11 protein-coding genes and 2 pseudogenes are annotated in these 12,462 nt (G+C 66.5%); 11 read left to right on the forward strand and 2 right to left on the reverse strand.

Features of this window, described 5'->3' with window-relative positions; all coding sequences use genetic code 11:
- Positions 1-74, reverse strand: a pseudogene (locus EET03_RS08915) (IS607 family transposase); the annotation flags it as partial.
- Between the two features lie 324 nt (positions 75-398).
- Between EET03_RS08915 and EET03_RS08920 the strand changes: the two are divergent.
- From EET03_RS08920 to EET03_RS08970, 11 genes are all read left to right on the forward strand, one after another.
- On the forward strand, positions 399-1,373 hold the full coding sequence (locus EET03_RS08920) for a bifunctional riboflavin kinase/FAD synthetase (RefSeq protein ID WP_075541341.1): 975 nt from the start codon (positions 399-401) through the stop codon (positions 1,371-1,373).
- Positions 1,374-1,494: 121 nt separating this feature from the next.
- Complete coding sequence (rpsO, locus tag EET03_RS08925) at positions 1,495-1,764, forward strand: 30S ribosomal protein S15 (protein ID WP_023372450.1); 270 nt, start codon at positions 1,495-1,497, stop codon at positions 1,762-1,764.
- Positions 1,765-1,775: 11 nt separating this feature from the next.
- A complete protein-coding gene (gene lppU, locus EET03_RS08930) occupies positions 1,776-2,309 on the forward strand; it encodes an LppU family putative lipoprotein (RefSeq protein WP_075541340.1) in 534 nt (177 codons plus the stop codon).
- Positions 2,310-2,695: 386 nt separating this feature from the next.
- A complete protein-coding gene (locus EET03_RS08935) occupies positions 2,696-5,002 on the forward strand; it encodes a polyribonucleotide nucleotidyltransferase (protein WP_075541339.1) in 2,307 nt (768 codons plus the stop codon).
- Complete coding sequence (locus tag EET03_RS08940; protein WP_075541338.1) at positions 4,980-6,293, forward strand: M16 family metallopeptidase; 1,314 nt, start codon at positions 4,980-4,982, stop codon at positions 6,291-6,293. Before EET03_RS08935 ends, EET03_RS08940 begins: the two co-directional genes overlap by 23 nt.
- Before the next feature lie 4 nt (positions 6,294-6,297).
- A complete protein-coding gene (locus tag EET03_RS08945; protein WP_075541337.1) occupies positions 6,298-7,332 on the forward strand; it encodes a nitronate monooxygenase in 1,035 nt (344 codons plus the stop codon).
- A 174-nt stretch (positions 7,333-7,506) separates the two neighbouring features.
- Positions 7,507-7,968 (forward strand): SRPBCC family protein, encoded by a 462-nt coding sequence (locus tag EET03_RS08950; RefSeq protein WP_075541336.1) that lies wholly within the window; start codon positions 7,507-7,509, stop codon positions 7,966-7,968.
- 87 nt (positions 7,969-8,055) lie between these two features.
- Positions 8,056-8,973 (forward strand): metal-dependent hydrolase, encoded by a 918-nt coding sequence (locus tag EET03_RS08955; protein ID WP_099194082.1) that lies wholly within the window; start codon positions 8,056-8,058, stop codon positions 8,971-8,973.
- Positions 8,974-8,977: 4 nt separating this feature from the next.
- Positions 8,978-10,102 (forward strand): PDR/VanB family oxidoreductase, encoded by a 1,125-nt coding sequence (locus tag EET03_RS08960; protein ID WP_099194083.1) that lies wholly within the window; start codon positions 8,978-8,980, stop codon positions 10,100-10,102.
- Positions 10,103-10,199: 97 nt separating this feature from the next.
- Positions 10,200-11,222: an aromatic ring-hydroxylating dioxygenase subunit alpha gene (locus EET03_RS08965; protein WP_063469566.1), complete on the forward strand. Its 1,023-nt coding sequence runs from the start codon at positions 10,200-10,202 to the stop codon at positions 11,220-11,222.
- Between the two features lie 5 nt (positions 11,223-11,227).
- On the forward strand, positions 11,228-12,316 hold the full coding sequence (locus tag EET03_RS08970; RefSeq protein ID WP_075541334.1) for an NAD(P)H-dependent amine dehydrogenase family protein: 1,089 nt from the start codon (positions 11,228-11,230) through the stop codon (positions 12,314-12,316).
- A 28-nt stretch (positions 12,317-12,344) separates the two neighbouring features.
- On the opposite strand, the pseudogene EET03_RS08975 reads toward EET03_RS08970, so the two are convergent.
- Positions 12,345-12,462, reverse strand: a pseudogene (locus EET03_RS08975) (pyridoxal 5'-phosphate synthase lyase subunit PdxS); the annotation flags it as partial.

The following is a 12,462-nucleotide window of genomic DNA, read 5'->3' on the forward strand; positions in this document are numbered from 1 at the left end:
AGACCAGCGCGAAACCAGCGATACGCAGTCACCCGCGCAACACCATTGCGCTCAGCCCACGCCGCCAGATTCATACCTTTGTTCCTACCGCACACCACTGACAACTACCGACCACTCAACCCGCAACAGCTGTCAGCCCTCACAACCTGAAAGTTTAGGCGGATCTGCGTTGAAAGCGGGGCTGCGATCACCTCCGATGGCCGGTAACGCCGTCGAGTCTGCAGTGAGCGCGCCTAGCCGACCGCGATCGACGCTGTGGACGCAGCCTCGGCGCGGTCAGCGCAGGCTCGGCACCGTCACCGCCGGCTCGAATGGCCGTGACGCACAGCGATGACCAACCAGCGGTAGCACGCCGATCTTGCCCGCCACAGCTCGACCGGCACCGTAGGCTTGCCTTTGTGCAGCGGTGGCGCGGCCAAGACGAAATCCCCACGGACTGGGGTAGATGCGTACTGACGGTAGGGGTGTTCGACGGCGTGCATCGCGGGCACGCGGAGTTGATCGCGCACGCGGTGAAAGCCGGCCGTACCCGCGGGGTGCCGACCGTGCTGATGACATTCGATCCACATCCCATGGAAGTGGTCTACCCCGGCAGTCACCCGGCGCAGCTGACGACGCTGACTCGCCGCGCTGAGCTGGTCGAAGAGCTGGGCATCGACGTATTCCTGGTGATGCCGTTCACCACCGACTTCATGAAGCTCACCCCGGACCGCTACATCCACGAGTTGCTGGTCGAGCACCTGCACGTGGTTGAGGTCGTCGTGGGCGAGAACTTCACCTTCGGCAAGAAGGCGGCCGGCAATGTGCACACCCTGCGACGGGCCGGCGAGCGGTTCGGGTTCGCGGTGGAGGCGATGTCGCTGGTGTCCGAGTACCACAGCCACGAGACCGTGACGTTCTCGTCCACCTACATCCGCTCCTGCGTGGACGCGGGTGACGTGATGGCGGCCACCGAAGCACTGGGCCGCCCCCACCGCGTCGAAGGCGTCGTCGTCCGCGGTTACGGGCGGGGGGCCGAGCTCGGTTTTCCCACCGCCAACATCGCACCCCCGATGTATTCGGCCATCCCCGCCGACGGTGTGTACGCGGCCTGGTTCACGGTTTTGGGCCATGGTCCGGCGACCGGGGCGGTGATTCCCGGTGAGCGCTACCAGGCCGCGGTGTCGATCGGGACCAATCCGACATTCTCCGGGCGTACCCGTACCGTCGAGGCGTTCGTGCTCGACACCACCGCAGACCTGTACGGCCAACATGTGGCCCTGGACTTCGTCGCTCGGATCCGTGGCCAGAAGAAGTTCGAATCGGTGCGTGACCTCGTCGCCGAGATTGCCGCCGACACCGAGCGCACCCGCGCGTTGCTGGCCGGGGGCTGACGGTTATGCCGCACGGCTGAACCGCTGCTAGACTGCCCGTCGTTGATCGGCGCGTGCTGCGGTTCGCGGCGGCCGTGCCCGGAAAATTCCTTGATCGCGGACCAATTGATGGAGATGTTTCGTGGCGCTGACTGCCGAGCAAAAAAAGGAAATTCTCAAGACCTACGGTCTGCATGAGACCGACACCGGATCCCCCGAAGCGCAGATCGCGCTGCTGACCAAGCGGATCGCCGACCTGACCGAGCACCTGAAGGTGCACAAGCACGACCACCATTCGCGCCGGGGGCTGTTGCTGCTGGTGGGCCGCCGGCGACGGCTGATCAAGTACATCTCCCAGATCGATGTCGAACGTTACCGCTCGCTGATCGAGCGGCTGGGTCTGCGTCGCTGACCTCTCGCGCGATGCGCGCCCTCATCCTGGCCGTTTTCCCGGCCGTCGTGGTGACGGCGTGCGCAGTACTGATGGGGTGCTCGTCAGCGACCAACCTCGCCGACCTCAAGGTGGGGGATTGTCTCAAGCTCGGCGGCACGCCGGACCGACCGCAGGCCACCAAGGCGGCGTGCGGCAGCCCGGACTCCAATTTCAAGGTCGTCGCCGTGGTGAAGCCCGGGGCCGAGCGCGCGCAATGCCCGGCCGACGTCGACTCCTCGTATTCCGTGCACAACTCGTTAACCGGCGAGAACAGCACCTTATGCCTGGACGTCGATTGGGTGGTCGGCGGCTGCATGAGCGTCGACCCGGCGCACAAAACCGACCCGTTCCGGGTGGACTGCAACGACGCGTCGGCGCCGCATCGGCAGCGGGCCACGCAGATCCTGGAAAACTTGGAGCCACCCGTCACCGCCGACCAATGTGCCAGCGGCGTGGGCTACACCTACACCCAGCGGCGGTTCGCCGTGTGCGTCGAGGACGTCACCAACGGAGCGCGGACATAGTGGTCGGACATATCGGGCATCCGGGTCTTCCCGGAACGTGGAGTTAGCCGGTGTACAGTAATGACGTTCTGGGCCGGTTCGGCCCGAGCACATGGTGCGGTCCACGTAGATCCGCGTGTACCGCTCCAGCGAGTCACTATGTATGTCCGAGGGAGCAGCCCGGCCTGTATCGGGCGGTCTTCGGTAGTGGCTGCCGGGCTCCCCGGATCTGGGGAGGTCGGCCGCTTCGATCGATGGCCGTAGCCGCATTCAGGCTCTCTTTCATAAGGGACGCTCCCAGGGCGGCTCGCAGGTCCGTCCGGGCCCGCGAGTCAGCCCTGCCAACCCTCGGGTTGTACGTGACAACGCGAAACAGTTGAACAATCCAGAGAGGGCGCGCGGACGTCATGTCTGTAGCTGAAATTGAAGAAGGCGTGTTCGAAGCGACCGCCACCATCGACAACGGGAGCTTCGGCACCCGCACCATCCGGTTCGAGACCGGCCGGCTGGCCTTGCAGGCGGCCGGCGCAGTGGTCGCCTACCTCGACGAGGAGAACATGCTGCTGTCGGCGACCACCGCCAGCAAGAACCCCAAAGAACATTTCGACTTCTTCCCGCTGACCGTCGATGTAGAGGAGCGGATGTATGCGGCCGGCCGCATCCCCGGTTCCTTTTTCCGTCGTGAGGGACGACCCTCCACCGACGCCATCCTGACCTGCCGACTCATCGACCGGCCGCTGCGCCCGTCGTTCGTCGACGGTCTGCGCAACGAGATCCAGATCGTGGTGACGATCCTGAGCCTGGACCCCAACGACCTGTACGACGTGCTGGCGATCAACGCCGCATCGGCCTCCACCCAACTGGGTGGACTACCCTTCTCCGGCCCCATCGGCGCCGTGCGGGTGGCGCTGATCGACGACACCTGGGTTGCGTTTCCGACCGTCGAACAGATCGGGCGTGCGGTGTTCGACATGGTGGTCGCCGGCCGCATCGTCGGTGACCGGGGCGGCAGCCCCGAAAAGAATGATGTCGCCATCATGATGGTCGAAGCGGAGGCCACCGAAAACGTCATCGAGCTCATCGAGGGCGGTGCCGCGGCGCCGACGGAAAGCGTGGTGGCCCAGGGGCTGGAGGCAGCCAAGCCGTTCATCGCCGCGCTGTGCACCGCGCAGCAGGAACTTGCCGACGCGTGTGGAGCGTCAGCCCGGACGACCGGTGAGTTCCCGGTGTTCCCCGACTACGGCGACGACGTGTACTACGCGGTGTCCTCGGTGGCCACCGACGAGTTGGGCGCCGCGCTGACCATCGCCGGCAAGGCGGAACGCAATCAGCGCACCGACGAAATCAAGAGCCAGGTGCTCGAACGGCTCGCCGACACCTACCCGGGCCGGGAGAAGGAGATCGGGGCCGCGTTCCGCGCGCTGACCAAGAAGCTGGTCCGGCAGCGCATCGTCACCGACCACTTCCGCATCGACGGCCGCGGCATCACCGACATCCGCGCATTGTCGGCCGAGGTCGCCGTGGTTCCGCGGGCACACGGCAGCGCGCTGTTCGAGCGTGGTGAGACTCAGATCCTGGGTGTGACGACGCTCGACATGGTCAAGATGGCCCAGCAGATCGACTCGTTGGGCCCGGAGACGACCAAGCGCTACATGCATCACTACAACTTCCCGCCGTTCTCCACCGGCGAGACGGGACGGGTCGGCTCGCCCAAGCGCCGCGAGATCGGCCACGGCGCGCTGGCCGAGCGCGCGTTGGTGCCGGTGCTGCCGGGTGTCGAGGAGTTCCCGTACGCCATCCGCCAGGTGTCGGAGGCGCTGGGCTCCAACGGCTCGACGTCGATGGGGTCGGTGTGCGCGTCCACGCTGGCGCTGCTGAACGCCGGTGTGCCGCTGAAGGCGCCGGTGGCCGGGATCGCGATGGGCCTGGTGTCCGACGACATAGAGGTCGAGGAGGCCGACGGCGGAAAGCGCGCCGAGCGGCGATTCGTCACCCTGACCGACATCCTGGGCGCCGAAGACGCCTTCGGCGACATGGACTTCAAGGTCGCCGGAACCAAGGACTTCGTCACCGCGCTGCAGCTGGACACCAAGCTCGACGGCATTCCGTCGCAAGTGCTCGCGGGCGCGCTGGAGCAGGCCCGCGACGCCCGGCTGACCATCTTGGAGGTCATGGCCGAGGCCATCGACCGGCCGGACGAGATGAGCCCGTACGCGCCGCGCGTCACCACCATCAAGGTTCCGGTGGACAAGATCGGCGAGGTCATCGGTCCCAAGGGCAAAGTCATCAACGCCATCACCGAGGAGACCGGTGCACAGATCTCCATCGAGGACGACGGAACGGTGTTCGTCGGCGCCACCGACGGCCCCTCGGCGCAGGCCGCCATCGACAAGATCAACGCCATCGCCAACCCCCAGTTGCCGACGGTGGGGGAGCGGTTCCTCGGAACAGTGGTCAAGACAACCGATTTCGGTGCCTTCGTCTCACTGCTGCCCGGGCGCGACGGTCTGGTGCACATCTCCAAGCTCGGCAAGGGCAAGCGCATTGCGAAGGTCGAGGACGTGGTCAACGTCGGCGACAAGCTGCGGGTGGAGATCGCCGATATCGACAAGCGCGGCAAGATCTCGCTCGTCTTGGTGGCCGAGGAAGACTCCGCCAACGCGGCCGCCGGAGCCTCTGCAGCGCCAGCCGATGCCGCGACGGCCAGCAGCTGAGCCAGCGGCGGCCCAGGCAGTGCGCCGCACGACACTGCCGGGCGGGCTGCGCGTCGTTACCGAATACCTGCCGGCGGTGCGTTCGGCCTCGGTCGGGCTCTGGATCGGCGTGGGATCGCGCGACGAGGGCGCCACGGTGGCCGGCGCCGCGCACTTCCTCGAACACCTGCTGTTCAAGTCCACGCCCACCCGCACCGCCGTCGACATCGCGCAGGCAATGGACGCCGTCGGTGGCGAGCTGAACGCGTTCACCGCCAAGGAACACACCTGCTACTACGCCCATGTGCTCGACGCTGACCTGGCGCTGGCCATGGATCTGGTCTCCGATGTGGTACTCAACGGGCGCTGCGCCGCCGACGATGTCGAGCTGGAACGCGACGTCGTCGAGGAGATCGCGATGCGCGACGACGATCCCGAGGACGCGCTGGCCGACCTGTTCCTGGCGGCATTGTTCGGCGATCACCCGGTGGGCCGGCCGGTGATCGGCACCGCGCAATCGGTATCGGCGATGACCAGAGCCCAACTGCAGTCGTTTCACGTGCGGCGCTACACACCGGAGCGAATGGTCCTCGCGGTGGCCGGCAACGTCGATCACGGCGAGGTGGTCGCATTGGTGCGTGAGCACTTCGGGCCGCGGTTGGTCCGCGGGCGCCGGCCCGTCGCACCTCGCAAGGGTGCCGGCCGGGTGAACGGGATGCCCGGGTTGACGCTGGCCGAGCGCGGCGCCGAGCAGACGCACGTCTCGCTGGGCATCCGCACGCCCGGACGCGGCTGGCAGCACCGCTGGGCGCTGTCGGTGCTGCACACCGCGTTGGGCGGCGGCCTGAGCTCTCGGCTGTTCCAGGAGATCCGCGAGGCCCGCGGGTTGGCCTATTCGGTCTGCTCTGCGCTGGACATTTTCGCCGACAGCGGCGCCCTTTCGGTGTATGCGGCCTGCCTGCCCGAACGTTTCGCCGAGGTGATGCGAGTGACCGCCGACGTGCTGGAATCGGTGGCACGCGACGGCATCACCGAGGCGGAATGCCGGATCGCCAAGGGTTCGTTACGCGGCGGCCTGGTGCTGGGCCTGGAAGATTCCAGCTCACGGATGAGCCGCATCGGTCGCAGCGAATTGAACTACGGCAAGCACCGCAGCATCGAGCACACCCTGCAGCAAATCGAGCGGGTCACCGTCGATGAGGTCAACATGGTGGCCCGCCGGCTGCTGGGTAAACGCTACGGCGCTGCCGTTCTGGGTCCCTACGGCTCGAAACGACAGCTGCCGCAACAACTTCGAGCGATGGTAAATTAACCCGATGGTGCTGGGCTTCTGGGACATCGCGGTACCCATCGTTGGTGCGCCGATGGCCGGCGGGCCAGGCACACCGGCTCTGGCCGCGGCGGTGTCGAATGCGGGCGGGCTGGGCTTCGTCGCCGGCGGCTATATCAGTGCGGACAAGTTCGCCGACGACATCGCCGCCGCGCGCGCCGCCACCACGGGCCCGATCGGGGCGAACCTGTTTGTGCCTCAGCCCAGCGTCGCCGACTGGATGCAGCTGGAGTACTACGCAGAAGAGCTCGAAGAGGTCGCCGAGTACTACCGCTGTGAGGTCGGCCAGCCGATCCACGGCGACGACGACGACTGGCACCGCAAACTCGAAGTGGTGGCCGACGTCCGCCCCGAGGTGGTGTCCTTCACGTTCGGCGCGCCGCCGCCGGATGTCATTCGCCGGCTGAGCGCGCTGGGATTGCTGGTGTCGGTCACCGTGACGTCGTCCTATGAGGCCGGGGTGGCCATCGCGGCCGGTGCCGACAGCCTGGTGGTGCAGGGCCCGGGCGCCGGCGGGCATCGCGGCACGTTCGCGCCGGACATGGAACCGGGGGAGGAGTCGTTGCACCAGCTGCTCGACCGGATCGGCAGCACACACGAGGTGCCGCTGATCGCCGCGGGCGGTCTGGGCACCGCCGAGGACGTCGCGGCCGTCCTGCGCCGGGGAGCGGTCGCCGCCCAGGTCGGCACCGCGCTGATGCTCGCCGACGAAGCGGGCACCAACCCGGCGCACCGGGTTGCGCTGAAGAACCCGGAGTTCGACTCCACCCTGGTCACGCGGGCATTCTCCGGCCGGTACGCCCGTGGGCTGGCGAACAACTTCACCCGGCTGCTCGATCACGTCGCGCCGCTGGGCTATCCCGAGGTCAACCAGATGACCAAGCCGATACGCGCGGCAGCGGTCGCGGCGGACGACCCGCATGGGACCAACCTCTGGGCGGGAACGGCCTACCGGCAGGCCCGGCCCGGCCCGGCGGCCGACATCGTCGCGGCGTTGGCTCCCGACTTGCGAATGCTGTAGCGCTATTACGTAATAGGTTGTGCGCGTTGGTATTCGACGCGTTCGCGAGGTGCTCGACCGTCGCGGCCCACGCCGTGGCGCGGCTCCCGCAGCACCGACGACGTCGGCAGCGGCGACGGACCCGACGGGCAGCGGGTACTGCTGCCGGTGCCCCGGGCTGGCTATGATCAGCCAATGACTGAGCCTTCGGTGTCGGCCACTGTCCAGATCAACGCCAGTCCGCAGCAGGTGTATGGGCTGATCACCGATCTGCCGACACTGGCCTCGCTGGCCGAGGAGGCGGTGTCGATGGAATTGCGCAAGGGCGACGGAGTCCGCAAGGGGGCCGTGTTCGTCGGCCACAACCAGAATGGCAGCCGTCGGTGGCACACCACGTGCACCGTCACCGATGCTGAGCCGGGCCGCACCTTCGCATTCGACGTGCGCAGCGCTGTCATTCCGGTGGCGCGGTGGCAATACGACATCGTCGCGGCCGGCGGCGGCTGCCGGGTCACCGAGAGCACCTGGGACCGGCGGCCGCGCTGGTTCCGCAAGATCGCCGGTATGGCAACCGGGGTCGGCGATCGGGCGGCGGCAAACGCCGATCACATCCAGCTCACCCTGCGGCGCCTGAAGCAACGCGCTGAGGCCGAGTAGCGGACGCGCCACCTATACTTACCGGCACATGGTGTCCACGGGGATGACATTTCGGTGCTGATGTAAACGGCTAGGCAAGGGGGCCTGATGTTCACCGTCGATGAGCGGGCAGCGGGGCTGCACTCTGGCAAGCCGGGTCGCGCCGACCAGGAGCATCTCGTCCTCGAGGCGCGCGACGTCGAGTTCGACTGGGCGCTTCTACCGTTCCACTATGTGCCGAACGAGCCGTTGGCCACGCACTTCATCAATGTCCTGCACCTGCTGCTGCCGGCCGGCGAGGAGTTCTTCGTCAAGGTGTTCAAGAAGACGCTGCCGCTGATCAAGGACGATCAACTGCGACGGGACGTACAGGGATTCATCGGGCAAGAGGCGATGCATTCGCAAGCACATTCCGGCGTGTTGGCCCACTTCGATGCCCGGGGCGTGGACGTGACGCCGTTCACCGACCAGATCGGCTGGCTGTTCGAGAAGCTGTTGGCCGACAAACCCCGGAAAAGCCTACGCAGACAGCACAACTGGTTGCTGGAGCAGGTCTCGTTCATCTCGGCGATCGTGCACTACACCGCTGTCTTGGGCGAATGGATATTGAACTCCCCGCAGCTCGACGCCGTCGGCGCTGATCCGGTGATGCTGGACATGCTCCGGTGGCATGGCGCAGAAGAGGTCGAGCACAAGGCGGTGGCCTTCGACACCATGAAGCATCTACGCGCCGGATACTGGCGGCAGGTGCGCGCCCAACTTGCCGTCACCCCGGTGCTGTTGCTGTTGTGGATCCGCGGAGTGCGGTTCATGTACTCGGTGGATCCCTACCTGCCGCCGGGGGTCAAGCCGCGTTGGCGCGACTACCTCGACTCGGCGCACCGGGGCTTGCTGCCGGGCCCGTGGCGATTGCTGCGGGTCGTCGGCCACTACTATCGGCCGGGTTTTCACCCGTCGCAGCTGGGCGGACTGGAGAGGGCGGTCGATTACCTGGCCGTCTCACCCGCTGCTCGGGCGTCGCACTGACTGGATGGCGGACCCGGCGGTGATTCGGATCCGTGCACAGTCGAATTCCAGTGTAGTGGAAAGCATTTGGGCGAGTAGGCCCGCCGATTTGTACGACGGTAGCCGGCGGGACCGCTTTGCCACCGCGTTGTGGGGTGTCCGCACGCTGTTCGGCGGATTCGCGTCGGCCTCGCGATGGGACCCGTCGCGGGTCAGCCCGGTGCGACGGACACATCTGGCGACCGTCGTCGGACGCGAACTCGTGGCACCCGACGTGGTGGCGCTGACCCTGGCCGACCCGGACGGCGGATTGCTGCCGTCCTGGACACCCGGCGCTCACATCGACGTGCACCTGCCCTCGGGCCGGCGCCGGCAGTACTCGCTGTGCGGGCGGCCCGGCCGTCGCACGGATTACCGCATCGCAATCCGGCGCATCGCCGACGGTGGCGGTGGTTCGGTAGAGATGCACGAGGCCTACGACGTCGGTGACCCCCTGGTTTTCGAGGGGCCTCACAACGCGTTCTCTCTCGGAATGGCCGAGCCCGACCTGCTTTTCGTTATCGGCGGCATCGGAGTGACACCGATCCTGCCGATGATCCAGGCGGCTCAGCAGCGCGGAACCCATTGGCGGGCCGTCTATGCCGGCCGAAGCCGAGACCACATGCCGCTGCTCCGCGAGGTCGTGTCGGTGGCACCGGAGCGGGTGACGGTGTGGGCCGACGACGAGCGCGGCCGCTGTCCCTCCGTCGATGACCTCCTGGACGGCGCCGGGCCGACGACGGCCGTCTACGTGTGCGGGCCGACGCCCATGCTGGAGGCGGTGCGCGCGGCCCGCGCCCGGCACGCCCACGCACCGCTGCACTATGAGCGGTTCAGCCCGCCGCCGGTTGTCGACGGAATCCCATTCGAGCTGGAACTCGGGCGGATGGGGAGGGTGCTGAGCGTCCCGGCGAACCGGACGGCGCTGGACGTCATGCGCGACAGCGATCCGACCACCGCGTACTCGTGCCAGCAGGGTTTCTGCGGCACGTGCAAGGTCAAAGTCCTTGCCGGACAAGTGGATCACCGCGGCCGCGCAGGTGAAGCCGACGACGAGATGCTGGTGTGCGTGTCCCGGGCGAAGAGCCGCCGGGTGGTCATCGACGGCTGAAGGGTTCCCGCCATGCGGCGCGTCAAGTTTTCGTAGAGGGGACTGTGCTTTTCCTGCGGTGGCCGCCTATCATTCGTACCCAAGGAGGACCGCTCAGATGGCCAAGCCGCCGCTGTCGATGAAGCCGACCGGATGGTTCCAGGTCGCCTGGTGCGACGAAATCGGTGTCGGTGACGTCCTCCGGATGAAGTACTTCGACCAGGAGATGGTCGCCTGGCGCGCCGAGTCGGGCCGGCTCACCGTGATGAACGCCTACTGCGAACACCTCGGCGCCCACCTGGGTTACGGCGGCAAAGTCGTCGGCGAGGTGCTGCAGTGTCCCTTCCACGGCTGGCAGTGGAATCAGCAGGGCCGCAACGTGTGCATCCCGTATCAGGACCGGCCCAACCGGGGGCGGCGCATCGCCACCTATCCGGTGGTTGAGCGCAACGAGTCGGTGTACATCTGGCACGACGTCGAGCGCCGCGAACCGTTCTTCGACCCACCGGATGTGTTCGCCAGCTTCGACGACGGTGCTGCCGCGGACTACTACCCGCAGCAGCGGTTGTACCGGCCGGGACTGGAGCTCCATCCGCAGTACGTGCTCGAAAACGGGGTGGATTTCGCGCATTTCAAATACGTGCACAACACCCCGATCGTGCCGGTCTTCACCCGCCACGACTTCGCCGAACCGGTGTCCTTCGTCGACTTCACCATCACCTTCGAAGGTGACGACGGTCAGCAGATCGAGGACGTCAACAGCGGCGTACAGGCCGTCAACGGCGGCTTGGGAGTTGCGGTGACCAAGAGCTGGGGCATGGTCGACAACCGCACCATCTCCGCGATCACGCCGGTGGACGAATCCACCTCCGATGTCCGGTTCATGGTCTACATCGGCCGGACGGCGGGCAAGGATCCGGCCCGCGCCGAGCTCAAGGCGCGCGAGTTCGGGCAGGAAGTGATCCGGCAGTTCGAGCAGGACATCGACATCTGGGCTCACCAGCGCTACTCCGACCGACCCGCACTGACACCCGACGAGTTCCAGGGTTTCACCGCAATTCGCACCTGGGCCAAGCAGTTCTATCCGGACGGTCTTGGCGGCAGCGCTGCCAACGTGTCCGCAGCATCGGTGAAAGGTTGACGAGAATGAATGCCCCGGTTCGCCAGATCCGCGTCTTTCAGGTCGCCACCGGCAACGTCGGTCGCGAGATGATCAGGCGACTGCACACGCGGCCGGACCTGGAACTGGTCGGAGTGCATTGCTATTCGCCGGACAAGGTCGGCACCGACGCCGGAGAACTCGCCGGTATCGGGCCCATCGGTGTCACGGCAACCGGCAGCGTCGAGGACATCATCGCCGCCAAGCCGGACGTGCTGACCTTCCACGGGGTGTTTCCCGACGAGGACCTGTACGTGAAAGTGCTTGAGGCGGGGATCAATGTCGTCACCACCGCCGACTGGATCACCGGGTGGCACCGCGACCATAACCATCCGCATCCATCCGGCAAGCCGGTGACCCAGCTGTTGGCAGAGGCCTGCGAGAAGGGCGGTGCGACGTTCTACGGCACCGGCATGAACCCTGGCCTGAACCAAATCCTCGGCGTGGTGTGTTCGGCCGACGTCGCCGAGATCGAGAACATCACCACCATCGAGTCCGTCGACGTGTCCTGCCATCACTCCAAGGAGACCTGGATCGAAGTCGGCTATGGCCAACCGGTCGACGACCCGGAAATCCCGGCGAAGCTGGAAAAGTACACCAGGGTCTTCGCCGACAGCGTGCTGATGATGGCCGACTGCTTCGACCTGCCGCTTGACGGGGTTACGTTCAGCTATGAACTGGGAGCCTGCACCAAAGACGTCGACCTGGGCTGGTACACGCTGCCGAAAGGCTCGGTGGGCGGCAGTTACATCAAATACCGGGGCCTGGTCGACGGAGTGGCGCGGGTCGAGACACACCTGGAGTGGCAGATGACTCCGCACACCGACCCGAGCTGGAAGATCAAGGGCTGCTACATCACTCGGATCCAGGGTGATCCGTGTGTCCATAACAAGCACATGATCTTCCCGAAGCCCGGCATCGATTTGTCCAACCCGGACAGCTTCGCCTCCATCGGCATGACGGTCACCGGAATGCCGGCGCTCAACTCGCTCAGGTCGGTGGTCGCGGCCCGGCCCGGTCTGATCACCAGCGCCGACATTCCACTACGCGGATTTGCCGGTCGATTCGCAAAGTAGACCGGTCAACGGGCGTCGTGGAAGGTTCTTACCAGCCGCGCTCGGCGAGCCGGTGCGGCTGGGCGATCTGTTCGACGTTGATGCCGACCATCGGCTCGCCCAGCCCCCGTGACACCTTGGCCAGTACGTCGGGGTCGTCGTAGAAG

Origin of the sequence: Mycobacterium innocens, from assembly GCF_900566055.1 — a bacterium.
Taxonomy (GTDB): Bacteria; Actinomycetota; Actinomycetes; order Mycobacteriales; family Mycobacteriaceae; genus Mycobacterium; species Mycobacterium innocens.

Coding starts and splice junctions, on each gene's coding strand:
- EET03_RS08940 (WP_075541338.1), top strand. CDS start 4,980: ATGCCGCGACGGCCAGCAGCTGAGCCAGCGGCGGCCCAGGCAGTGCGC.
- EET03_RS08945 (WP_075541337.1), top strand. CDS start 6,298: ATGGTGCTGGGCTTCTGGGACATCGCGGTACCCATCGTTGGTGCGCCG.
- EET03_RS08955 (WP_099194082.1), top strand. CDS start 8,056: ATGTTCACCGTCGATGAGCGGGCAGCGGGGCTGCACTCTGGCAAGCCG.
- EET03_RS08960 (WP_099194083.1), top strand. CDS start 8,978: ATGGCGGACCCGGCGGTGATTCGGATCCGTGCACAGTCGAATTCCAGT.
- EET03_RS08965 (WP_063469566.1), top strand. CDS start 10,200: ATGGCCAAGCCGCCGCTGTCGATGAAGCCGACCGGATGGTTCCAGGTC.
- EET03_RS08935 (WP_075541339.1), top strand. CDS start 2,696: ATGTCTGTAGCTGAAATTGAAGAAGGCGTGTTCGAAGCGACCGCCACC.
- lppU (WP_075541340.1), top strand. CDS start 1,776: ATGCGCGCCCTCATCCTGGCCGTTTTCCCGGCCGTCGTGGTGACGGCG.
- EET03_RS08950 (WP_075541336.1), top strand. CDS start 7,507: ATGACTGAGCCTTCGGTGTCGGCCACTGTCCAGATCAACGCCAGTCCG.
- EET03_RS08970 (WP_075541334.1), top strand. CDS start 11,228: ATGAATGCCCCGGTTCGCCAGATCCGCGTCTTTCAGGTCGCCACCGGC.